19 protein-coding genes are annotated in these 22,953 nt (G+C 71.1%); 9 read left to right on the top strand and 10 right to left on the bottom strand.

Annotated features, from left to right (window positions below):
• Positions 1–502: 502 nt before the first annotated feature.
• Together JIG36_RS46190 and JIG36_RS46185 are read right to left on the bottom strand one after the other, a co-directional pair.
• On the bottom strand, positions 503–790 hold the full coding sequence (locus tag JIG36_RS46190; RefSeq protein ID WP_203383265.1) for a DUF4287 domain-containing protein: 288 nt from the start codon (positions 788–790) through the stop codon (positions 503–505).
• An 81-nt stretch (positions 791–871) separates the two neighbouring features.
• Positions 872–1,945 carry a class I SAM-dependent methyltransferase gene (locus JIG36_RS46185; RefSeq protein ID WP_203383264.1) on the bottom strand — a complete coding sequence of 358 codons (1,074 nt, stop codon included), beginning with the start codon at positions 1,943–1,945 and terminating at the stop codon, positions 872–874.
• An 83-nt stretch (positions 1,946–2,028) separates the two neighbouring features.
• Here JIG36_RS46185 and JIG36_RS46180 point away from each other — a divergent pair, with 83 nt between their 5' ends.
• Positions 2,029–2,934 carry an NADP-dependent oxidoreductase gene (locus JIG36_RS46180; RefSeq protein ID WP_203383263.1) on the top strand — a complete coding sequence of 302 codons (906 nt, stop codon included), beginning with the start codon at positions 2,029–2,031 and terminating at the stop codon, positions 2,932–2,934.
• Positions 2,935–3,072: 138 nt separating this feature from the next.
• Here the strand turns inward: JIG36_RS46180 and JIG36_RS46175 are convergent, their stop codons facing one another.
• Entirely contained in the window at positions 3,073–3,978 is a 906-nt protein-coding gene (locus JIG36_RS46175; protein WP_203383262.1) for a TetR/AcrR family transcriptional regulator C-terminal domain-containing protein, read from the bottom strand.
• A 59-nt stretch (positions 3,979–4,037) separates the two neighbouring features.
• Here JIG36_RS46175 and JIG36_RS46170 point away from each other — a divergent pair, with 59 nt between their 5' ends.
• Positions 4,038–5,246, top strand: coding sequence for an FAD-dependent monooxygenase (locus JIG36_RS46170; RefSeq protein ID WP_203383261.1), 1,209 nt, complete (start codon positions 4,038–4,040; stop codon positions 5,244–5,246).
• 94 nt (positions 5,247–5,340) lie between these two features.
• Here the strand turns inward: JIG36_RS46170 and JIG36_RS46165 are convergent, their stop codons facing one another.
• From JIG36_RS46165 to JIG36_RS46155, 3 genes are all read right to left on the bottom strand, one after another.
• On the bottom strand, positions 5,341–6,375 hold the full coding sequence (locus JIG36_RS46165; protein ID WP_203383260.1) for an aldo/keto reductase: 1,035 nt from the start codon (positions 6,373–6,375) through the stop codon (positions 5,341–5,343).
• Positions 6,372–6,938 carry a TetR/AcrR family transcriptional regulator gene (locus tag JIG36_RS46160; RefSeq protein WP_307873189.1) on the bottom strand — a complete coding sequence of 189 codons (567 nt, stop codon included), beginning with the start codon at positions 6,936–6,938 and terminating at the stop codon, positions 6,372–6,374. Before JIG36_RS46160 ends, JIG36_RS46165 begins: the two co-directional genes overlap by 4 nt.
• Before the next feature lie 272 nt (positions 6,939–7,210).
• Positions 7,211–9,499: a putative bifunctional diguanylate cyclase/phosphodiesterase gene (locus JIG36_RS46155; RefSeq protein ID WP_307873188.1), complete on the bottom strand. Its 2,289-nt coding sequence runs from the start codon at positions 9,497–9,499 to the stop codon at positions 7,211–7,213.
• A gap of 175 nt (positions 9,500–9,674) precedes the next feature.
• Between JIG36_RS46155 and JIG36_RS46150 the strand changes: the two genes are divergently transcribed.
• Entirely contained in the window at positions 9,675–11,858 is a 2,184-nt protein-coding gene (locus JIG36_RS46150; RefSeq protein WP_307873187.1) for an N-acetylmuramoyl-L-alanine amidase, read from the top strand.
• A 79-nt stretch (positions 11,859–11,937) separates the two neighbouring features.
• Entirely contained in the window at positions 11,938–12,303 is a 366-nt protein-coding gene (locus JIG36_RS46145; RefSeq protein ID WP_203383259.1) for a VOC family protein, read from the top strand.
• Here the strand turns inward: JIG36_RS46145 and JIG36_RS46140 are convergent.
• Positions 12,292–12,924, bottom strand: coding sequence for a TetR/AcrR family transcriptional regulator (locus JIG36_RS46140; protein WP_203383258.1), 633 nt, complete (start codon positions 12,922–12,924; stop codon positions 12,292–12,294). The two genes, JIG36_RS46145 and JIG36_RS46140, sit on opposite strands and share 12 nt — an antisense overlap.
• A gap of 54 nt (positions 12,925–12,978) precedes the next feature.
• Between JIG36_RS46140 and JIG36_RS46135 the strand changes: the two genes are divergently transcribed.
• Entirely contained in the window at positions 12,979–14,535 is a 1,557-nt protein-coding gene (locus JIG36_RS46135) for a CocE/NonD family hydrolase (RefSeq protein ID WP_203383257.1), read from the top strand.
• Here JIG36_RS46135 and JIG36_RS46130 read toward each other — a convergent pair.
• Positions 14,525–16,216, bottom strand: coding sequence for a glycoside hydrolase family 13 protein (locus tag JIG36_RS46130; RefSeq protein ID WP_203383256.1), 1,692 nt, complete (start codon positions 16,214–16,216; stop codon positions 14,525–14,527). The two genes, JIG36_RS46135 and JIG36_RS46130, sit on opposite strands and share 11 nt — an antisense overlap.
• 82 nt (positions 16,217–16,298) lie before the next feature.
• Here JIG36_RS46130 and JIG36_RS46125 point away from each other — a divergent pair, with 82 nt between their 5' ends.
• From JIG36_RS46125 to JIG36_RS46110, 4 genes are all read left to right on the top strand, one after another.
• Positions 16,299–17,300, top strand: a complete 1,002-nt coding sequence (locus tag JIG36_RS46125; protein ID WP_203383255.1) for a glycosyltransferase family 4 protein — start codon at positions 16,299–16,301, stop codon at positions 17,298–17,300.
• A 158-nt stretch (positions 17,301–17,458) separates the two neighbouring features.
• Positions 17,459–18,607 (top strand): glycosyltransferase, encoded by a 1,149-nt coding sequence (locus tag JIG36_RS46120; RefSeq protein ID WP_203383254.1) that lies wholly within the window; start codon positions 17,459–17,461, stop codon positions 18,605–18,607.
• A complete protein-coding gene (locus JIG36_RS46115) occupies positions 18,604–19,704 on the top strand; it encodes a glycosyltransferase (protein WP_203383253.1) in 1,101 nt (366 codons plus the stop codon). Before JIG36_RS46120 ends, JIG36_RS46115 begins: the two co-directional genes overlap by 4 nt.
• A gap of 8 nt (positions 19,705–19,712) precedes the next feature.
• Positions 19,713–21,254, top strand: coding sequence for a glycoside hydrolase family 130 protein (locus JIG36_RS46110; RefSeq protein WP_203383252.1), 1,542 nt, complete (start codon positions 19,713–19,715; stop codon positions 21,252–21,254).
• On the opposite strand, the gene JIG36_RS46105 is transcribed toward JIG36_RS46110, so the two are convergent.
• Entirely contained in the window at positions 21,193–21,843 is a 651-nt protein-coding gene (locus JIG36_RS46105) for a response regulator transcription factor (protein ID WP_203383251.1), read from the bottom strand. The two genes, JIG36_RS46110 and JIG36_RS46105, sit on opposite strands and share 62 nt — an antisense overlap.
• Complete coding sequence (locus tag JIG36_RS46100) at positions 21,831–22,937, bottom strand: sensor histidine kinase (protein ID WP_203383250.1); 1,107 nt, start codon at positions 22,935–22,937, stop codon at positions 21,831–21,833. The genes JIG36_RS46105 and JIG36_RS46100 overlap by 13 nt, the downstream gene beginning before the upstream one ends.
• Positions 22,938–22,953: the final 16 nt, after the last annotated feature.

The following is a 22,953-nucleotide window of genomic DNA, read 5'->3' as shown; positions in this document are numbered from 1 at the left end:
AGCCGCGGTCGCGGCCGAACTCAACAGCCGCCCCCGCATGACCCTCGACTGGGACACCCCCGCCGAACGCCTCGCTAAACTCCTCAACACCGACCGTGTTGCAACGACCCCCTGAAACCACCCGCCCTGGGAGATGCCGACGAAGCTACGCCCTGTCAAGCCCTGGCGCGGGGTTGTCCACAGTTGGCGCTCGGCCCGATGACCGAGTTATCCACAGGCGAGCCGGCTGCCCCCGGATGCTGAGCGCCGACAGAACCAGCGGCCCCGCAGCTGAAGCCCAGGCGGCATCTGGACGACGAGCGGTCTCGCCGAATGCCGGCAGAACGGGCCGCCCCAACATCCGATGCCCGGGTCGCACCTGGGCCACGAGCCGGCTCCTGCCGAACGCCGGCAGAACGGGCGCCCCCACAGCTGAAGCCCTCGCGGCAATTGGACCGTATGCCGGCTCCTGCTGAACGCCGGGCGCGCTCTCAACCATCGTGAGTCGAGAGCCGCGCCGGGCTCAGGGGCGGTTGGCGACGCCGTCCAGCCAGAGTGTGTCTGAGTCGTCGCGATGGGCGCCGGAGGTTCCGACGTGTTTGTCGCTGATGGTGGGGCCGTTCTTGATGACGTGTACCAGGGCCATCGCGTGACCCCGCCCCAAGCCGTAATCCTCCTTCAACCACGCGACGATCTCGCCCGCCTTGGTCGACGGCTTGTCGAGTTCGCGCTCGTGGGCCAGCGCCATGAACTGGCGGGGAGTCAGTCCGGTCTTCGCCTCGATGTTGTCGAGATATGCCTGGAAGCTCATGGTCGTTCCTTCCTCTCAAGTCATCACGTCAGACCGGGCCACCCGGAGAATGTCATCGGCCGCTCGTTGTGACGTGCTTCATCAGTGGAGGTGGTAGAAGCGCCAGAAATCGTTCTCGATCGGGAGGACCGTCGGGGAATTGAAGCCGGCCTCGCGGGCCCACGCCAGCAAAGTCGGGGCGCGCAGGATCGTGCCGTTGGCGATCACCGGGTTCTCGGCCCGGGTGGCCGGCAGGCAGTGCAGGACGCTGAACGCGTATTGCAACCGCTCCATCTCGCCGGCGGGGGCGGTGAACGAGTCCTCCACCCGCTCGTCGCCGATGAAGACGCTGCCGCCGGGGGCCAGGGACGACCGGGCCGCCCGCAGCACGCCCACCGGGTCACCCATGTCGTGCAGAGCCTCGAAAATGGTCACCAGGTCGAAAGCGCCGGAATCCGCGACCGCCGCGTCGGCCGGACCGGAGGCGCCGGCATCCGCGACCGCGGCGTCGGCCAGGGCGAACGTCACCCGGTCAGCCACTCCGGCATCCGCCGCGGCCGCACGGGCCTCGGCGATCGACGGCTCGTCCAGGTCGACACCCCGTACGGAAATCGCCGGATAGGCCAGGGCGAGCGCGATCGACGACCGGCCGGCGCCGCAACCGAGGTCGAGCACCCGTGCGCCGGGCTCGGCGCGCAGGCGGGACTCGATGGCGGGCACGGCGGGCAGCCACTCAGTGGTCAGCTGGAGGTCGAACATCGGACGGTTGAACGCCGCGATGCCGTGCCGGATGTGGCGGCCGTAGTCGGCGTACGGAATGCCGGCACCGGTGCGGAATGCCTCGATCACCCTGGGCGTGAGCAGCCCCAGGCCGACCGCGAACTCCCCGGCCGTACCCAGATAGAAGGGGCCGCCCTCGTCCAGCAGGGCCTCGGCGGCGCCCTCGGCCAACGCGAAACGAGAATCTGAAACCGTCAGAAATCCCGCCGCGGCCTGCTGCGACAACCATTCCCCGGCGTACCGCTCGTCGATCCCGGCCGTCTTGGCCAGCTCGGCGGCGTCGAGCGGCCGGTCCCGCAGCGCGGCGTACAACCCCAGTTCCCGGCCCAGTTCCACAGTGAAAAGCTCGGCCGCACCGATCAGCGCGGCCAGTAGACGATCGCTGAGAGTCTCCATGATGAGGAGCGTGCGCCGGGCCGCGTGCAGCGCGCGTGCAGAGCGCTTGACCTCAACCTCGCTTCAGCTTGCAGACTCGCCGCATGAGAGCTGCCGTGTTCGACCGGTTCGGCCCGCCCGACGTCCTGCACGTGGTCCACATCCCCGATCCGCAGCCCGGCCCGGGTGAGGTCCGCGTGCGGGTGCTGGCCGCCGGTGTCCAGCCGTTCGACGTGGGTGTGCGTCAGGGGAACATGCCGTGGGCCAAGGTCGAGTTCCCGCAGACGATCGGCCAGGAGTACGCCGGTGTGGTCGACGCGCTGGGTGAGGGCGTACGGGATCTGGCCGTGGGTGACCCCGTGCTCGGGTCGACCATGCTCAACGGCAACGCCGAGCTGCTCTGTGTCGCCGCCGCGAACGTGGTCCGCAAGCCGCACAACCTCGACTTCCCGACCGCCGCCGCCCTGGTCGCCGCGTCCCAGACGGCCAGTGGCGCGCTGCTGGAACTGGGTGTCGGCGAGGGAGACGTGCTGCTCGTGCACGCGGCGGCCGGCAGCGTGGGGACGGTGGCCACCCAGCTCGCGCGTCTGGCCGGAGCGACGGTGATCGGTTCGGCCAGCTTCGACAACCATTCCCGCGTACGGCGTCAGGGCGCGCTCCCGGTCCCCTACGGCGAGGAGCTGATTGCGGCCGTACGGGATACCGGGCTGCAGCCGACCGCCGCGCTCGACGGTGCGGGGGCCGAGGCGATCGCGCAGTCGGTGGCCCTGGGCATCAGCCCCGACCGGATCGGCACGATCGTCGACGACAAGGCGGCCGCGGAACACGGTGTCCGGGTCGTGCGGGCCGGTCGTGACCCGGAGCGGCTGGCCCGGGTGATCGCGCTGGCCGCCGAGGGCAAGGTGCTCATGCCGGTGCAGGCGTTCCCGCTGTCCGAGGTGGTCGAGGCGCACCGCGCCGTCGAGTCGCGCCACAGCCACGGCAAGGTCGTGCTGATCATCGAGCCCTGACGTCCGGGCGGGTCGACGAAAGGACGCCGGCAAGCGCGACAACGAAAAAGACGAAGGACGCAGGCTCGCACGACAACGAAGACCGACGAAAGACGCAGGCTCGCGCGACGACGAAAACGACGAAACGGCGCCGATGGCTCAGGCTCGCGCGTCGACGAAGAGCGTGAGGCCGTCGAGCAGGCGGGCCAGACCGAACTCGAACAGCTGGTCGAGCCCGAAGTCGAACCCGTGCTCGGTCAGCTCGCGGAAGTGCTCCAGCGCCCCCGAGCCGATCATCCCCTCCAGCGACCCCTCCTGTGTCTCCATCCACTGTTCGCTGGTCAGCCCGGTCTCACGGACAGCCTCGTTCTCGATCTCCAGAGCGGTCGAGAGCCCCCGTACGAACGTGAACAGCATGATCTGCACGTACATCCGCTCGTGGGCGGTCAGCGCGGTGCCGTCGAAGGAGGCGAGCACCCACTCGGTGAGCAGCACGCCGTTCGGCGCGAGCTGCGGGCGGGTCAGCGACATCGAGGGGCCCAGCCACGGATGGCGCTGGAAGACGGCCCACTCCTCGCGGGCGCACAGCTCGAGGCAGGTGCGCCAGCTCGGCGGGTGCCGCGGCGGCAACCGGATCGCGCCGATGGCCACGTCGATCATGCCGACGATCAGCTCGTCGCGGCTCGGCACGTGCCGGTAGAGCGCCATCGTGGCCACCCCGAGCCCGGCCGCGAGCCGCCGCATGGTCAGCTCGGCCAGGCCGTGCTCGTCGGCGATCGCGATCGCGGTCCGCACGATGCGGTCCCGGCTCAGTTCGTGGTCCCGGCGCGGCGCCGGACCGGCGACCACCGTGCCCACGCCGGGCCGGGCGACGGTCAGCCCTTCTTCGCGCAGGGTGGCGTGGGCCTTGGTGGCGGTGGCGATCGCGACGCCCCACTCGCGGGTGATGGCGCGGGCTGACGGCACCCGGTCGCCCGGCCGCAGCTCACCCCGCTCGATGCGGCGCCGCACCTCCGCCACGATCCGCCGATAGGGCGGGTCCGTACTAGTACGCTCGTCGGCCATGACCCGACCGTACTAGGGCACTTTGCGCTCGGAAAGCGTCGCTTCTAGCGTCCTAGTACATGAGAGAACACCGTACGCAGCCACGCGTCCTCATCTCCGGCGGCGGCATCGCGGGCCCGGCCCTGGCCTGGTGGCTGACCCGGTCGGGGGCCGACGTGACGATCGTCGAGAAGGCGCCCGGCCCGCGCCCCGGCGGCCACGCGGTCGACATCCGAGGAGCGGCTCGCGGGGTCGCCGAGCGGATGGGGCTGATGCCGGCCATCGTGGACAGCCGGGTCGACGAGCGGGGCATCGCGCTGGTCGACGCCCGTGGCCGGCGGATGGCGGCGATGCCGGCCGGGCTGTTCGGCGGCGAGGGCATCGTGGCCGAGATCGAGATCGCCCGCGGCGACCTGTCCCGCATCCTGCTCGACGCCACCGCCACCACGACCGCCTACCGCTTCGGCGACCGCGTCACGGGTCTGCGCCCGGACGGCGACGGGGTCGACGTGACGTTCGCGAGCGGCGGCACCGAACGCTTCGACATCGTCGTCGGCGCCGACGGTGTCCACTCCGGAGTGCGGGCGCTCGCCTTCGGGCCCGAGGCGAGTTACGTACGGCCGCTGGGCGGTTACGGCGCCTACTTCACCGTGCCGGACCCCGGCGATCTGGCGAACTGGTTCCTGATGTTCAACGCGCCCGGCGGCCGGGTCGCGGGCGTGCGGCCCGAGCGCGGGGGCACCGCCAAGGCCAGCCTGAGCTTCCGGACGTCCCAGCGGCACGGCCGTCTCGACCGGGCCGCCCAGCAGCGGCTGCTGGCCGAGCGGTTCGCCGGCGTTGGCTGGCGGGTGCCGTCGTTCCTGGCCGCCATGCCCGGCGCCGGAGACTTCTATTTCGACTCGATCGACCAGGTTCGGGTCGAGCGCTGGGCCCGGGGCCGGGTGGTGCTGCTGGGCGACGCCGGATACTGCGGGTCGCCGCTGGCCGGGCTGGGCACGAGCCTGTCCCTGGTCGGGGCGTACGTGCTGGCCGGCGAGCTGGCCGAGGCGACCTCGCCCGAGGCCGCGTTCGCCGCCTACCAGGCGACCATGGCCGCGTACGTGGCCGACGGAACCCGGCTCCCGCCCGGCGGCATGGCCGGTTTCGCCCCCGGTTCACGCCTGGCGATCCGCTTGCGGGCGGCGTCGATGAACTCGATGGGCCGGTGGCCGATGAAGCAGCTGCTGGCCCGGCAGTTCGGCAAGGCCGAGGCGATCGACCTCAAGCCGTACCCGGCCCTGGTCCCTTAGCGCTGGTCTCGCAGCCGACGGTGGGAGCAAGACGCTAGGCAGCCGCGCGTTCCGGGGCCAGGCGTCAGGCAGTCACGCGTTCGGGAGCGATGTGTCAGGCGGCCGCGCGTTCCAGAGCCGGGCGGCGGCGCCGGGACGTCAGCTGCACGGCCGGGGGCACGTAGGCCTGGTCGAGGGCGCCGACGTCGGTGCCGGGCGGAACGATCTCGTCGATCCGGTCGAGCAGGTCTTCTCCCAGCGTGACCTCGGCGCCGGCCAGCAGGTCGTCCAGCTGCTCCATGGTGCGCGCGCCGAGCAGGGCGCTGGTCACGCCCGGATGCGCGATCACGAAGGCGATCGCCAGGTGGGTCAGCGGCAGGCCGGCCTCGGCCGCGAGCGGAACCAGCTTCTCGACGACCTCGACCCGGCGCTCGTCCGAGACGTGTTTGAAGAAGCGGGTGCGACGCAGGTCGGTCTCCTGGCCCTTGCGGATGCGGCCGGTCAGCGTGCCCTGGCCCAGCGGGCCCCAGACGAGCGTTCCCATCCCGTACTTCTGCGCGACCGGCAGCACGTCCCGTTCGATGCCGCGGTTGAGGATCGAGTACGGCGGCTGCTCGGTGCGGAACCGTTCCAGCCCGCGCCGCTCGGCCAGCCACTGGGCCTCGACGATGTCGGACGCCGGTGTGCCGGACGAGCCGATCGCCCGCACCTTGCCGCTGCGCACCAGGTCGGTGAGCGCGGACAGGGTCTCCTCCATGTCGGTGTCGGGGTCGAGCCGGTGGATCTGATAGACGTCGATGTAGTCGGTGCGCAGGCGGCGCAGCGACCCCTCGACCGCCTGCATGATCCAGCGCCGCGAGGCGCCCTGCCGGTTCGGCTCCTGACCCATCGGCCGGCCGAACTTGGTGGCGACCACCACCTGGTCGCGGCGGCCCTCGATCGCCTGGCCGACGATCTCCTCGGACTCGCCGTACGAGTAGACGTCGGAGGTGTCGATGAAGTTGATGCCGGCGTCGAGCGCCCGGTGGATGATCCGGATCGCGTCGCCGTGGTCGGCGTTCCCGACCCCCATGGCCGAGCCGAACATCATGGCGCCGAGCGCGTACGGGCTGACCTTGATTCCCGTACGGCCGAGACTGCGGTAGTTCATGGTTTCCCCTTGGATTCGCGGGTGAGCCCGTCGAGCAGCACGCCGACCATCCGATCGGTGTAGGCGCGTCCCTGGCCCGAGACGGACTGGCAGAGCAGAGCAACGGCGTGAAGCAGGTCTTCGGCGCCGACATCGGACCGGATCCCGTCGGCGGCGTGGTCGAGCAGCGTCTGCAGGGCGGGCCCGAGGCGCCGCAGGAAATAACCGGGCAGGGCCGCGTACGCCGGATCCCCGGAATGCAGGGCCGAGGCGAACCCGGGCTTGGTCGCCAGCAGTTCCACGTACGCCCGGAACCACTCCCGGAGCGCAGCGGCGGGCTCGTGGTCGGCGACCAGCGCGGGCGCCCGCTCGGCGACGGCGTCGATCTCGTGCTCGAGCACGGCCACGATCAGGTCGGAGCGCTGCGGGAAGTGCCGGTAGAGCGTGCCGACGCCGACCCCGGCCAAGTCGGCGATCTCCTTGGCCGGCGCGTCGACGCCCGAGCTCATGAAGACCGTGAGAGCGGCCCCGAGCAGCGCGTCCATGTTGCGCTGGGCATCCACCCGAACCCGACGCTGCGTCACGATCCACCTCAGAACTTATCCGGAAAGCTTTTCCGCTTCCCGACGCTACGCGCGCCCGCACACATGCGCAAGAGAATCGGAAAGCTTTTCCGGATAGTCAGGGCGGCCGGCGCGATCAGGCGGTGACGAGCGAGGTGGCCCGCGCGGTCAGGCGGTGACGTGCGAGGTGGCCCGCGCCAGGCGGTGGCGTACGGGCTCGTCCACGCGATCAGGCGGCGACGGGCGAGGTGGTCCCCGCGATCAGGCAGTGACGTGCGGGGGCGTCCGCGCGGTCAGGCGGTGACGTGCGGGGTGATCCAGTGCGTCAGGTTGGCCGGGCGGTCGGCCTTGCCGTAGAGCCAGCCCTGGATCATGTCGCAGCCCTGGTTACGCAGCCAGTCGCGCTGCTCGGGGGTCTCCACGCCCTCGGCCACCACCCGGTGGCCCATCGCGTGGGTCATGGCCAGCACGGCCCGGACGATGGGCTCGTTGGTGCCGTCGCCGATCCGCATGACGAACGAGCGGTCGATCTTCACGATGCCGACCGGGAGGCGCTGCAGATAGCTGAGCGACGAGTAACCGGTGCCGAAGTCGTCGATGCACAGGGTCACCCCCAGGGCGTGCAACGCGTTCAGCGTCAGCAGGGCGGCCTCGATGTTCTCCATGACGCCGGACTCGGTGATCTCCAGCCACAGCGCGGACGGCGGCAGCCCGGTGTCGCGCAGCACCTCGTCGACGACGCGGACCAGGGAACCGTCGCGCAGCTGGCGGACGGCCACGTTCACCGACACGTGCAGGGGCCGGGCCTCGGGGCCGCGTTCCAGCGACCACTCGACGAGCTGACGGGCGGACTCGCGCAGCAGCCACTCCCCCATCTCGACGATCATGCCGGTCTCCTCGGCGACCGGGATGAACTCCATCGGGCTGACAAAGCCGAGCGTCGGGGATTCCCAGCGCATCAGGGCCTCGAAGCCGTCCAGCTCGCCCGAGGCGACGTCGATGATCGGCTGGAAGTGCACGGCCAGCTCCCCACGTTCGCCGGCCCCGCGCAGCGCCTGCTCCAGGTTGACCCGGTCGCGCACCTTCTCGCGCAGCGACGAGTCGAACAGGGCCACGGCGTTGCGGCCCGAGCCCTTGGCCTTGTACATCGCGGTGTCGGCGTCGCGGATCAGCTCGAGCGCGTGCGCGCCGCCGTGCGACTTGGCCAGGCCGATCGACGCCGAGACGACCACGTCGCCGACCGACAGCGGGAACGGGCGGGCGAACTCCTCGAGCAGCCGGTCGGCCAGCGACTCGGCCAGGCGCAGATGCGACGGGCTGGCCAGCGCGATCACGAACTCGTCGCCGCCGATCCGGCAGACCAGGTCCTCGTCGCGCACCTGGGCCGAGAGCCGGTCGGCGACCGCGCACAGCAGCTCGTCGCCGACCTCGTGACCCCACCGGTCGTTGACGTGCTTGAACCGGTCGAGGTCGATGAAGAGCAGGCTGATCTCGAGGTTCTCCCCGGTCACCCGATCGCCCCACTCGCTGACCGTCTCGGAGAGCAGCTCGCGGTTGGGCAGGTCGGTCAGCGCGTCGTGGGTGGCGCGGCGGCGGCTGGCCCGTTCGGCCCGCGCCCGGGAGTTGTTGGAGCGCACCACCCGGGCCAGCACGGCCAGCATCAGCAGCACGCTCAACGCCGTACGGATCAGGTCGTTGGCCAGGCCACCGGCCGGCATCATCGAGGTCACCGCGGTCGGCACCGAGACCACGAGGGCGATCAGTGCCAGCCGGCGACGGCTCAGGTCGCGGACGACGATGTGCTGCGGCTCGGTGAGCGTCCGCATCGACGGGTGCATCGCCGCCGCCGGAACGGCCACGAACATCACCATGGAGATCATGTCGAGGACGTGGGTCGACATGTCGATCAGCTCGGCGTTGCGCAGCGTGTAGTAGGTGTCGCCGAGGAACATGCCGCTGGACGCGATGATCAACAGCCACATGGCGGGCTGGCGGGCGCCACCGGCCAGCAGCAGCTGGGCGACCAGCACGAGCAGCACCACGTCGAAGATCGAGAACAGCGCGTCGACCACCCGGAGCGGGCTCATCCCCGAGCCGGCCAGCGCCGGTTCCAGCACGAAGGTCCAGACCAGCAAGGCCGCGGCCAGGCCGACCAGCACGGCGTCGACCCGGGCCGGATCGTCCTCGCCCGCACGCCGGCGTTTCAGCATCCCGGCGAAGGCGGCCCCGATCAGGAGGTACGCGGGCAGGACGAGCGCGTCGGGGATGAGGACCAGCATCGTCGGCGGCGACGTGTTCGTGCTGGGCCAGATGACGCGGATGGCCATGGTGACGACGAAGAGATAGGCGCCGATCTCGATGCAGCGCCACGGCGCGCGATCCTCGGGCGGCAGGAAGCGGCGCGGGCCGACCCGCAGCCCGACGAGACCGAGCACGACGATCAGGACGATCGCCACCTGCTGCGCCCATACCGGGCCGGCCGCCTGAACCACGAGCAGCGGCAGCGCCAGCGCTATATGCAGAACAAAGCCGCGCCGACCCGTACGGGAAAGCGCCGCGGCGCCGGCGTCGGAACTGGTCACGCCCTTCCATCGGCGGCGCGACACGGCTTCTTAAAAGTCCGACACGCCGGACGTTCGGACGGGATCTCACGATTTTCGACGGATTGTCCGTCCTAGTTCTGGATTCGCCGGACGTCCGGTCCCTGCGGCGGCGAAGGTGTCACTTGGCCGATCAACCAGGACCACGGGGGGACACGTGCACCGGAATCGGACGAAACTTCTGGCTGCCTCGGGACTGCTGGCGATGCTCGCCGGAACCGGCAGCGTGCCCGCGGGAGCGGCCGGACCGCAGCCGGTCCGGACCGCCGCGCCGGCCCTGCAGACGGTTGATCTCGGCGAGGTGGCCGGCCGGTCCACGATCAGCCCGTTCAGCCTGGTCGGCGTGACGTGGGCCGACCCGCGGGCGAGCCTCGACGGCGTCGTCCAGGTGCGCACGCGGGCCGTCGGCTCGGCCCGGTGGACCCCCTGGCAGACGCTGGAGACCGACGGTCGCGCTCCCCATGACTTACGGGGCTCGTCCGATCCGCTGTGGGTGGGCCCCTCGGACGGGATCGAGGCCCGCGTGCTCGGCGCCCGCCACCCGCTCCCGCGCGGCCTGCGGGTCGACCTGATCAACCCGGACGCGGAGGAAGGCCCCCCGCAAGCGAAGGAAAAAGCTGACGCGCGGGCGGAAAGCACGCGCGAGGGCAGGCTCGGAGGCGGCGCACGGGAGAGCGCGCGAGCGGAAGGCACGGGCACGCTCGATGGCGGCGCGCGGGAGAAGAACGCGCGGCCGGAAAGCACGGGCGCGCAGGGAGAAGGCGCGCGCGAGGAGTCGGCGCGGGCGATCGGGGCCGGGGTTCTGGGCCGGCGGGCGGCGCCCAAGTCGGCGGTGCCACTGCCCGCGCGGCCGGTTCCCCGCATGGTGACGCGGGCCGGCTGGCGGGCCAACGAGTCGATCGTCAAGGGCGTGGCCGAGTACACCGGCCCCACCCAGGTCTTCTTCGTGCACCACACCGCGACCGGCAACGGCTACAGCTGCGCCCAGTCGGCCGGCATCGTCCGCGGCATCCAGGCCTACCAGGTGCGCAGCCGCGGCTGGGACGACGTCGGCTACAACTTCCTGATCGACAAGTGCGGCACCGTCTTCGAGGGCCGCCGCGGCGGGGTCGGGCGGACCGTGCTGGGCGCGCACACCATGGGCTTCAACGCCGACGCCAGCTCGATCGCCGTGATCGGCAACTACGCCGGGCACGGGGTCACACCGAGGGTCAAGACCGTGATCGCCGCCGTGGCCGCGTACAAGCTGGGTGCGTACGGGAATGCCCCGAACGGCCGCGTCGTGCTCACCTCGGGCGGCGGCAACCGCTTCCCCAAGGGTCAACGGGCCGCGCTGTGGCGCATCGCCGGCCACCGCGACGCCGGCCTCACCGCCTGCCCCGGCAACGCCCTCTATGCCCAGCTCCCGTCGATCCGGGCGATCGCCGGTGGCGCCCCGGCCGGCCTGCACGTGCTGCGCATCGGCGGCACCGCACTCTCGGCCCGGCGCTATTTCACCAAGGGCCTGATCCAGCCGGTCTGGACCACCGGCACCCCGTCCGCGCTGATCAACCGGTTCGAGGTGTGGGTCGACGGCGTGCTCCGGGTGGCGGCGCCCGGCGGCCACCGCACCACCCGCCTGCGCCTGACCCCGGGCAGCCACACGCTCACCGTGCGGGCCATGCACCTGTCCGGCCGCTCGACCACGGTGAGCAGCCGGGTCATCGTCGACGCGGACTCGCCGGTGTTCGCGGCCAAGCCGGCCCTGGCGCTGCGGCCGGGCACGATCAGCTCCGGGGCCGTGCCGCTGCGGCTGCGCTGGACCGTGGGCGACGGCGTCGCGCTGGGCTCGGTCGGCCTGACCCGGCCGCTGGCGGTCAACCTGGGCACGACTTCCCGCAGCCGGGATGTGGCGGCGCCGCCCAACCGGGCCACCCCGTTCACCGTGCGGGCGATCGACCGGGCCGGCAATGCCGCGAGCGCGACCATCACCCGTACGCCGTGGGTGGTCTCGGAGGCCTCGGCCCGCCGCACCGGAAGCTGGGCCGCCCTGCGCAACGGGGGCTATCTGGGTGGAACCGCCGTCGGTGGCAGCACCCGGGGAGCCAGCGCGAGCTGGACGTTCAGCGGCACCTCGGCCGCGCTGGTCCTCAGCAAGGGCCCGCGGGCGGGACGGGTCGGGGTGTTCCTCGACGGGCGGCCGCAGGGCATGGTCGACCTGCGCTCGGCGTCGTCGGCGCCGCGTCAGGTGGTCTGGTCGCGGTCGTGGGCGGGCAGCGGCGAGCACACCGTTCGGGTCGTGGTCGAGGGCACCGCGGGACGTCCGGGCGTGGCGCTCGACGGGCTGGTCTACCTCAAGTAGAAGACGGGCTGGTCTACCTCAAGTAGAAGTCGGAAGTAACTGACAGAAGGTGTCAGCCTTGCCGGGAAGGATCGCGGTCATGAGTGGATTCGCCACGTTAGCGATGATCAATCTGGACGCGTCCGACCCGGCGGGGCTGGCCCGTTTCTACGCCGGCGTGCTCGGCTGGGAGGTCCTGCACGCCCAGGACGAATACGCCATGATCGGCGACGGTTCGACCAGCATCGGGTTCGGCCAGGTCCCGGGTTATCAGGGCCCGGGCTGGCCCGCCGAGAGCGCACCCAAGCGCTACCACCTCGACTTCTATGTCGACGACCTGGACAAGGGCGAGGAGCAGGCCCTGGCCCTGGGCGCGACCAAGCCGGCCGAGCAGCCCCAGCCCGACCGCTGGCGGGTGCTGCTCGACCCGTCCGGCCAGCCGTTCGACATCTGCCTAAAAAGCTAGGGCCTGCGTCACCAGGCCGGTCAGCGTCCAGTCGGCGATACGGTCGAAGCCCGGTTCGCGGCCCTGGCCACCCTCGGCCAGGACCGCCGCCAGCTCGGGGAACTCCCCGCTCGCGACCGCCTCGCCGATCAGGGCGACCTGATCCTCCTGAGGGGTGGCCGGGGTCGTCTCGGCCGTCACGAAAGACGCCACGAACCCGGTCATGAGCGCCACGATCTCCATCTTGGTCGGCCCGTCGAGGCCGGTCGGCGCCAGCGCGGCCAGCCCCTTCTCCAGATAGGCGAGCATGTTGCGGCCGGTCAGCCGCCGGTTGGGGATGGCCGCGGGCAGCCACGGATGCGCCAGCATCAGTTTGCGCTGGGCGCCGGCCACGGCGATCAGGTCGGTACGCCAGTCGCCGGTGGCCGCCGGCAGCACGAGCTCGCCGCCGACCCGGTCGACCATCAGGTCGAGCAGCCGGTCCTTGTCCGGCACGTAGGTGTAGAGCGACATCGCCCCGGCCCCGATGTCCTGGGCGATCCGGCGCATGGTGAGCGCGGCCAGTCCCTCGGCGTCGGCGATCCGGATCGCGGCGTCCACGACCTGCTCCCGGGTGTGCGACGGCGGGCGTCCGCGGGGCATCGATACCTCCTGCTAGTATTTCCGGTACGACGTACGATAAATGCGGGGGTAGCCATGCGAAGACTGCCACTGTCCCTCCGACTCCTCGCCCGCCGGGGCCCGAAAGCCCCCTTCGAGGTGCACCGCGAGACGGCCCAGCGGGTGCCGGCCGCCGACGGAAGCCCGTTGCTCACCGACCACTACGCCCCGGTCACCGGCGAGCCGTGCCCGACCGTGCTCATCCGGGCCCCGTACGTGCGAAGCGGTTTTCCCTGGAACCTCTTCTACGGGGTGCGCTTCGCCGAGCAGGGCTTCCACGTGTTGCTGCAGAGCACGCGCGGGACCGGCGGCTCGGGCGGCACGTTCCACGCCTGGCACCACGAGACGGCCGACGCCCGGGCCACCGTCGAGTGGCTGCGCAAACAGGACTGGTTCACCGGCGACCTGTTCACGGTGGGCGCCAGCTACATGGCGTACACGCAGGCGGCTCTGGCCGTCGACCCACCGCCCGAGTGGCGCGGCGCGGTCATGCAGGTGGGTCACACCGACCCGCAGAACTTCTTCTGGGCCGGCGGCGCCTTCGGGCTCGAGCGCGCGCTGGTCGGCGGTCTCGCCCTCAAGCAGGGCGGGCTCACCACCCGGGAATTCATGACCGGGCCCCTGCGCATGCGGTTCCGGATGCGGCAGATCACGCTCGGGCGGCCGCTCCTCGACGCCTATCCGTCGGCTTACGGGGGCCGGCGACCGGCGTTCGAGGAGTGGCTGGCCCATCCCGAGCGGGACCACTGGCGCGAGACCGAGCTGGTCAAGGTGGCCGGCGCCATGGAGGTGCCGACCAGCCTGCTGACCGGCTGGTGGGACCTGAGCCCGGGCCAGGTGCTCGAGCAGTACACCCGGATGCGGGCCGCCGGTCGCGACGTCGACCTGCTGATCGGCCCGTGGACCCACACCAACTTCCTCGAGCGCGGCTGGGCCGAGACGATCGCGCAGGCGATGCGGCGGCTGCGCGGCGAGCCCCCGGCCTACCGGGTGCGCGTGCACGTCGGCGGCGTGGACGAGTGGCGTGACCTGCCCGACTGGCCACCTCCGGGCGTACGGGAAATGCCTCTCGCTCTGGACGGGATGCGGGCCGAGCGCGGGTGGTCGTTCCGCTACGACCCGGCCGACCCGACCCCGTCGATCGGTGGCGCGCTGCAGTCGGCGTCGCAGGGCCAGGTCGACAACGCCGAACTGGAACGCCGGGCCGACGTGCTGCTGTTCACCGGGGAGCCGGTCGAGTCGCCGCTGACCCTGATGGGCCCGGTGCGCGCCGAACTCGACGCCTCGACCACCGCGGTCAGCGGCGACCTGTTCGTGCGGCTCTGCGACGTCGACCCGGCCGGCGTGTCCCGCAACCTCTGCGACGGGCTGACCCGGTTCGCCGACGACGGCCGGGTGACGGTCGACCTGGGCCACATCGCCCACGTCTTCCGGCCCGGCCACCGGCTGCGGGTGCAGGTCAGCGGCGGCGCCCACCCGCGCTTCCTGCGCAACTACGGCACCGGCGAGGAACCCGGCTGGGCCACCCGGCTGGAGCCGACCGAGACGACGATCGGCTCCGGCTCGGCCCTGGCGCTGACCGTCAGCTCGTGACGCGCTTGTAGACGACCGCCTGCCACGGCGCCAAGGTGAGATCGGAAGGTGCCGTGGCCAGGTTGGTCAGCAGCAGCTCGGCGCCCGACCAGTCGTCGTCGAGGTCGGCCTTCACCGTCTCGCCCGAGAAGTTGCCGATCACCAGCAGCTCGGTGCCGCCCAGACGGCGGGTGAAGGCGTACAGCTGCTCGTGGTTGGGCAGCACCAGCGTGAAGTCGCCGTCGACGACCACCGGCTCGGTGTGCCGCAGCTCGATCAGCTTGCGGTAGTAGTGGAAGACCGAGTCGGGGTCGGCCCGCTCGGCCTCGGCGTTGATCTCGGGATAGTTCGGGTTGACCGCGAGCCACGGGGTTCCGGTGGTGAACCCGGCGTGCGCCGAGGGGTCCCACTGCATGGGCGTACGGGCGTTGTCCCGGCCCCGGGCGCGCAGCACGGTCAACACCTCGTCGGGCGTACGTCCTTCCTGGTCGATCGCCTGTGCGTACTGGCCGAGGGCTTCGATGTCACGGAAGTCGCCGATCGTCCGGAAGGGGAAGTTGGTCATGCCCAGCTCTTCGCCCTGATAGACGTAGGGCGTTCCGCGGTGCATGTGCAGCACGGTGCCGAGCATCTTGGCCGACTCCGTGCGGAACTGCTTGTCGTCGCCGTAGCGCGACACGGCCCGGGGCTGGTCGTGGTTGTTCCAGTAGAGGCTGTTCCAGCCCACGTCGGCCAGGCCCACCTGCCACCGGTTGAAGATCGCCTTGAGATTGGTGAGCTGCAACGGGACCAGCAGCCAGGGGTCGGCGCCCCGGTCGGCCCAGACGTGGTCGAACTGGAAGACCATGTCGACCTCGTGCCGCTCGGGGTCGGTGAACAGGATCGCCTCGTCCACGGTCACGCCCGGCATCTCGCCGACGGTCAGCATCGCGTCGCGCCCGGCGAACACCTTGGCGTGCATCTCCTGCAGATACTCGTGCAGCCGGGGGCCGTTGATGAAGCCGGCCGAGCCGTCCCCGTACGAGGAACCGGCGACCATCCGCCCGTCGGGCAGCGGCACCACCTTGGAGATCATGTTGATGACGTCCATCCGGAAGCCGTCGATGCCCCGGTCGAGCCACCAGTTCATCATCGCGTAGACGGCCTCCCGGACCTCCGGGTTCTCCCAGTTGAGGTCGGGCTGCTTCTTCGAGAACAGGTGCAGGTAGTACTCGCCGGTCTTCTCGTCGAGCTCCCAGGCCGAGCCCCCGAACACCGATCCCCAGTTGGTGGGCTCGGCCCCGGGCGTGCCCGGCTCGATCCCCTCGCGGGCCGGCTGCCACCAGTACCAGTCCCGCTTGGGGCTGTCCTTGCTCGACCGGCTCTCGACGAACCACGGGTGCTCGTCCGAGGAGTGGTTCACGACCAGGTCCATGATCAGCTTCATGCCGCGGGCGTGCACCCCGGCCAGCAGCTCGTCGAAGATCTCGAGGGTGCCGAAGACCGGCTCGATGTTCTGGTAGTCGCTGATGTCGTAACCGTTGTCGTCCTGCGGCGAGGGATAGATCGGCGACAACCAGATGACGTCGACTCCGAGGTCGGACAGGTGGTCCAGGTGGTCGATGATTCCCCGCAGATCACCCATGCCGTCGCCGTCGGCGTCCGCGAAGCTCCGCGGGTAGATCTGGTAAACAACCGCGCTCTTCCACCACAGATCCGTCATGGGTCTTCTCTAACACGATTACGCCGGGTCCAAAGGCTGGGCATACTAACCAAGTGTTAACTACGGAAATGCGGCTTTTGTCATGAGAGTAGCGATGCTGGGGCCGATCGCCTGGCGTACCCCGCCCCGCCATTACGGCCCCTGGGAACTCGTGACGAGCCTGATCACCGAGGGACTGGTGGAACGCGGCATCGACGTGACGCTGTTCGCCACCCTCGACTCGATCACCAAGGCCACCCTCGACGGCGTCGCCCGGGGCGGGTACGAGGAGTGCGACGACCTCGACGGCCGGGTCTGGGAGGCGCTGCACGTCGGGCACGCGCTGGCCCGCTCGGGCGAGTTCGACATCGTGCACAACCACCTCGACTGGCTGCCGCTGGCTTTCTCGGAGCTGTGCCGGGCCCCGATGGTGACGACGATCCACGGCTTCTCGGGGTCGAACATCCTGCCCGCCTACCGTCGCGGCCGGTCCGCGTACGTCTCGATCTCGGACAGCGACCGCTCCCCCGACCTCGAATACCTCGGCACCGTGCACCACGGCATCGACCTGGACGAGCTGCCGGTGCGCGCGGAGGCCGGGGACGACCTGATCCTGTTCGGGCGCATCCACCCCGACAAGGGCACCGACCGGGCCATCGAGATCGCCCGGCGGGCCGGCCGGCGGCTGGTCATGTGCGGGATCGTGCAGGACCGCGCGTTCTTCTCCGAGCGGATCGAGCCCCGGATCGACGGGGACCGGGTCGTCTATCTGGGCTCGGTCGGGCCGGACGAGCGCGGCGCCATCCTCTCTTCCGGGCTGGCGCTGCTGCACCCGATCCGGTTCGCCGAGCCGTTCGGGCTCTCGGTGGTGGAGTCGATGGCCTGCGGGACGCCCGTGATCGCCTTCCGGAAAGGCTCGATGCCCGAAGTCGTCGACGAGGGCGTGACCGGGCATCTGGTCGAGAACGTGGACGAGGCGGTCGTCGCCGTCGACCGGGTGCACAAAATCGACCGGACGGCCTGCGCGCGACGGGCCCGGGAGCGGTTCTCCCGGGACCGCATGGTTGAGAACTACCTGGAGATTTACCGAAAAATCATCAGTTGAATAGGTCTTTCTTGTTAACGTCGTTTTGTGAATTGCACGTTAAACGGAGCAATTTCCCGGAGTTTCGTCATGGCGTTTTCGCGCGGCCCCCACCGGCCCGTTCGCGTGCGCTGAGCCGTGCTGCGGGGAGGCAGCCGCCGAAGGAGAAAGGCCTTGTCATGCCCGCCACGTACGGTTTTCTGAGCACCTACCCGCCGACCCAATGCGGTTTGGCGACCTTCAATGCGGCACTCGCCACGCATCTGACCAATGGCGGGCCGTCCGGGGTCGTCCGGCTGCTGGCCGGGGACAGTGTCAGCGGCGGCATCGAACTGGACAAGGCCGCGCCGCGAACCGTGCACACGTGGCACACCGACACCCCCGGTGGCTGGCCGGCGGCGGCCAACGCGCTCAACCGCTACGACGTGGCGATCGTCCAGCACGAGTACGGGATCTATCCCGGCGACGCCGGCAACGAGGTGCTCCCCCTGCTGCGCGCGCTGAAGGTGCCCTCCATCGTCGTGCTGCACACCGTGCTCAGCACGCCCGACCCGTTGCAGCGTCAGGTGCTCGAACGGATCGCCGCGACGGCCGACGCGGTCGTCACCATGACCGACACCGCCCGCCAGCGGCTGACCGCCGGATACGACGTCGACCCGCGCAAGATCTCGGTCATCCCGCACGGCGCCGGCAGCCGCGGCACCGGCCCGAGCGAGGACCACGACCGCCCGCACCTGCTGAGCTGGGGGTTGCTCGGCCCGGGCAAGGGCATCGAATGGGCCCTGCGCGCGCTGGCACTGCTCGGCGACCTCGACCCGGCGCCGGTCTACACGGTCGCCGGTCGCACCCACCCGAAGGTGCTCGAGCAGTTCGGCGACGTCTATCGCGACTCCCTGAAGGAACTGGCCGCCTCGCTCGGCGTGACCGGCGCGGTGCGCTGGGAGGACGCGTATCTGGAGGAGGACGACCTGACCCGGCTGATCCGCTCGGCCGACGTGGTGGTGCTGCCGTACGACTCCACCGAGCAGGTCACCTCGGGCGTGCTGATCGAGGCGGTCGGCGCCGGTATCCCGGTCGTCGCCACCGAATTCCCGCACGCCGTCGAGCTGCTGGCCGACGGTCCCGGACTGCTGGTTCCGCACCAGGACCCGGAGGCGATGGCCTCGGCGATCCGGCACGCGCTGGCCGAGCCCGCCCTGTCGGTGGGCCTGACCGGCCTGGCCGGCGGGCCGACGCTGCGCTGGCCCGCGGTGGCCGCCCGCTACCAGGCCCTGGCCGCACGCCTGATCGCCGCCCGTTCGCCGCTGGCCGCGTCGGTTCCGGCGTGACGGCGACCAAGGCCCCCGGTGGGCTCCGACTCGTTCCGCCACCCATCCAGCTCGCCGACGCGCCGCCGCCGGACTGGTCGCACGTCGTCCGGCTCTCCGACGACACCGGGCTGCTCGAGCACGCCCGCAACGCGATCGTGCGGCGCGAGCACGGCTACTGCGTCGACGACGTCTCGCGGGGCCTGCTGCAGATCTGCCGGGAACCGCGGCCGACGATCCAGCTGGTCGGGCTGGCCGAGCGCTACCTGGCGTTCCTGACCCACGCGTCGGGCCCGGACGGCGGCTTCCGCAACCGGTTCTCGTACGAGCGGCGCTGGGAGGACGAACCGTCGACCGGCGACTGGTGGGGCCGCGCGCTCTGGGGGCTGGGCACCGCGGCCGGCCGCTCGACCGTGCCGTGGATCCGGCGGGAGGCGCTCAACGCGTTCCGGATCGGCTGCCGCACCCGCTCGCCGTGGTCACGGGCGATGGCGTTCGCCGGTCTGGGCGCGGCCGAGGTGCTGCGGGCCGACCCGCGGGCCACCGAGGCCGCCGACCTGCTGGCCGACGCGGCCACGGTGATCGGGCTGCCCTCGGGCGCCTCGCCGGACTGGGTCTGGCCCGAGCCCGAGCTCACCTACGCCAACCCGGCGCTGGCCGAGGTGCTGATCGACGCCGGCGACCTGCTCGGCGACGAGCCGCTGCTGCGGGCCGGCCTGCGGATGCTGGCCTGGCTCTGCCGCGAGCAGGACAACGAGGGGCACCTGTCGGTCGTGCCGGTCGGCGGGTGGCGGCCCGGGGTGCCCAAGCACCGCTTCGACCAGCAGCCGATCGAGGCCGCCGCGACCGCCGACGCCTGCGCCACCGCGGCCGCGGTCACCGGCGACGAGCGCTGGGACGAGCAGCTGTTCCGGGCGGTCGCGTGGTTCCTGGGCGACAACGACGGGCGGAAACCGATGTACGACCCCCTAACCGGCGGATGTTATGACGGGTTGACGGTAAATGGCCCTAATGTGAATCAAGGAGCCGAATCCACCCTCGCGCTCGTCTCCACGCTGCAGCACGCCCGCACGCTGGCGACCCGGAGCGCGACCCGACCGTCAGGCGGCCTAGCGTGACCGCAACCATGAACAAATCCGACATGATCACCAGGCACGACGTCGTCATGCAGCCGGACGGCCGGCGCGTCGTGATCAAGCTGTTCGTCCCCGGCGAGGACTCGCACACCGTCAAGAACCGGGCCGGCCGCCTGATCGAGCGCATCATGCAGCTCGACGAGGACGAGATCAGCCGCATGCTCGACGACGTGCTGACCCGCTTCGGGGGCCGCCACCACGACCTGCTGGGCACGTTCCAGCACCACTACGACCTGGTGCAGCACCGGGTGCCGCCCGAGATCGAGCTGTCGCCGACCGCCCGCACGCTGATCGGCGCGTACTTCAGCCACGAGTTCGCCATCGAGGCGGCCGCGCTGTGCAACCCCTCGATGGTCGAGCACCCCGACCAGGCCGGTCTCGAGCCGGGCGAGCTGCGGGTGGCGATCAGTCTGCGCCAGATCGGCGAGGGGCACATCTCGTCCATCGGGTTCTGCTCGGCCGTGCTCGGGCCGGGCGACCAGCTGCGCATGGAGGACCGCGACGGCCCGCTCATGGTGGGCCAGCGGGTCGACGCCACGCACTGGAAGAACCAGCTGGCCGCGGCGCTGATCGACGCCGAGATCGACAACGAGGCGTCCTCGTACGTGGTCTCGGTGCTGCCCGAGCGGTTCACCGATGTCGAGTTCGAGGATGTCATCTCGCACGTGCCGGGTGAGCTGCTGGCCCGGCCGCACTCGCAGGAGACGATCGACCGGATCCGGCACATCGTCTCCGAGGACTACGCGCTGCAGTTCCCGTGCGCGGTGCCGCTGCACCAGCGGGTCATGTGGCCCGCGACCCCGGCCGAGAGCAACGGCATGGAGGACGCCCGGTTCGTCCGCGTGCTCGACCCGGACGGCCGCCACGTCTATCAGGCGACCTACACCGCGTACGACGGGCGGCAGATCTCCGGGCGGGTGATCTTCACACGCGACCTGCGGCACTTCGAGGTGACCCGGATGAGCGGGCCGGCCGCGCGCAACAAGGGCGTGGCGCTGTTCCCGCGCTACATCAACGGCAAGAAGATGGCGCTCTGCCGCAACGACGGCGAGACGCTGGGCCTGGCCGTCCGCGACGAGCAGCACCGCTGGCAGCTGTCGGCGCCGCTGCTGATGCCGCACCGGGGCTGGGACCTGATCCAGGTCGGCAACTGCGGCTCGCCGATCGAGACCGAGGCCGGCTGGCTGGTGCTCACCCACGGCGTCGGCCCGATGCGGCGCTACGCGATCGGCGCGATGCTGCTCGACCTCGACGACCCGGCCAAGGTGCTGGCCGATCTGCCCGAGGGCCTGATCTTCCCGGACGAGATCGAGCGTGAGGGGTACGTGCCCAACGTGCTCTACTCGTGCGGCGGGCTCGTGCACGACGGGCGCTTCTGGATGCCGTACGGGGCCAGTGACGTGCGGATCGGCTTCGCCAGCATGCCGCTGGACGCGCTGCTGGCCCAGATGGTGCCGGTCGGCCGCAAGGTCAGCGGGCGTCGTGGACAAGCAGGGCGATCTGCACCCGGTTCGTCAGCGACAGCTTCGTAAAGATCCGCGACACGTACGCCTTGACGGTGGCCGTGCTCATCAGCAGTTCCGCCGCGATCTCCTGGTTCGTGCGGCCCTCGGCGACCAGCCGGGCGACATCCTGCTCGCTCGGGCTGAGCTTGTCGAGGGCCGCGCGCGCCCGGTCCCGGCTCGGGTCGACGCCCACGCCGGAGACCAGGCCGATCATCTTGCGTAGCACCTCGGGCGACATCATCGGCTCACCACCGGCCACCCGGCGTACGGCGTCGGCGATCTCGCGGGGCGGGGTGTGCTTGAGCAGGAACCCGCCGGCGCCGGCCCGCAGCGCCCGCAGCACGTGCTCGTCGGTGTCGAACGTCGTCAGCACGATCACCTCGGGCGCTTCCTTGCGCCGCCGCAGCGACTCGGTGGCGCTCAGCCCGTCGAGACCCGGCATGCGGATGTCCATCAGCACGACGTCGGGCTGATGCGTGTTGACGGCGGCCGCCACCTCGGTGCCGTCGGCGATCGCACCCACCACCTCGAGATCGTCGAACGCCCCGAGCATCATGGTCAGCCCGGCCCGTACGAGGGCGTCGTCGTCGACCAGAAGCACTCTCACCGTGGCCACGGCAACCAGGCTTTCAGATAGAACTCGCCGGACGGCGTCGGGCCGTGCTCGATGTGACCGCCGGCCAGTGCCACCCGCTCGCGCAACCCGGTCAGTCCGGCCCCGGCGCCGGGCATGGTCGGCCCCCGCCCGGTGAGGGTGTTGCGGACCGCGACGTCGAGCCCGTGCTCGGCCCCGCCGCTGATCGCCACCTTCACCGGGGCGCCCGGCGCGTGTTTGCGGGCGTTGGTCAGGGCCTCCTGGACGATGCGGTAGGCGTGCCGGCCCACGGTGTCGGGCACGTCGCCGTCGCTGTCGAGCGCGAGCCCGACATCGGCCCCGGCCACTCGGGACTGCTCGACCAGCGCCGGCACGTCACCCAGGGTGGGCTGGGGCTGGTCCTCGGCCGGGGCCCGCAGCACCCCGATGACCGTACGCAGGTCTTCCAAGGCATCGTGCGCGCATTCGCGGATCACACCGGCCGCACGCTGCTCCTCGGGGGAGGACTCACGGCGTACTTCCAAGGCCCCCGCATGCACGGCGAGCAGCGAGATGCGGTGAGCCAGAACGTCGTGCATCTCGCGGGCCAGCTGCTCACGCTCGGCCAGCTTGGCCTGCTCGACCCGCAGCCGCTGCCCCTCCTCGGCCTGCCGGGCCCGCTCGGCCCACGACGCCACCAGCTGCCGCTGCGAGCGCACCAGCATCGCGATCGCGACCACGCTGACGTGCAGCAGCACGATGAAGACGACGCTCTCGTAGAACCAGCGGGTCGCCCCGAACGCCAGGTAATAGAGCGGGACGACGACCGCGGTGTGCAGAGTGACCAGGCCGATGACGACCCGGGCCCGGCGGTGCAGGCCGACCGCGAACAGCGCGATCGGGGTGACGCCCATCGGCATGGCCAGCAGGATGCCGGCCGGCATCACCAGCAGCGTGAGCGTGACCGGGCGGCGGCGCCGGAACAGCACCAGCCCGGCCACCGCGAGCGCGCCGACGAACAGTTCGAGCGCCAGCGGGGCGTTGTCGCTGTCGTCGGGGGCCGGGTTCATCAGGAAGAAGACGCCGAGCGCGGCGGCCACCAGGCCCAGCCCGAGCTCCAGCAGCCATCTCCGCATACCGGCGACGCTACCG

This window comes from Paractinoplanes ovalisporus, from assembly GCF_016834655.1.
GTDB classification, from domain to species: domain Bacteria; phylum Actinomycetota; class Actinomycetes; order Mycobacteriales; family Micromonosporaceae; genus Actinoplanes; species Actinoplanes ovalisporus.
Note: the sequence above shows the minus strand (reverse complement) of the source record. Positions and strands in the feature narration are given on the sequence as shown.